A 278-nucleotide genomic window follows, 5' to 3' on the forward strand; every position below is an offset into this window, starting at 1 on the left:
ATCTTGCTGAGTGGTATTAATCATCTCACCCATAGTTCTATGAATCAGTATATCGTCACTGACATAACTTGTGTCTGCTGCGCTGTCGATTAGCGTGTAAGGTGTTTGCTGATGGGTTTTAGTGTCTTGTTCCTTGGCGATACTCTCTAACTGAGTTTTAATATTGGCATGGTCTTTGACGTTTCTGCCTAGTCCCGTTGCCAATTGCGTGAGTCGCTCAGCTAAGTGTTGACCACCCAATGCTGTTTGCGTCAGCGTCGGGGTATGCTGTTGATAGT

General features: G+C 45.3%; 1 protein-coding gene. It reads right to left on the reverse strand.

Annotated features, from left to right (window positions below):
* The coding region (locus AAEZ05_RS28405; protein WP_350649911.1) for a hypothetical protein at window positions 1–278 on the reverse strand (278 nt) is incomplete at both ends.

Source organism: Pseudomonas sp. HY13-MNA-CIBAN-0226, assembly GCF_040310305.1.
Lineage (GTDB): Bacteria > Pseudomonadota > Gammaproteobacteria > Pseudomonadales > Pseudomonadaceae > Aquipseudomonas > Aquipseudomonas gregormendelii.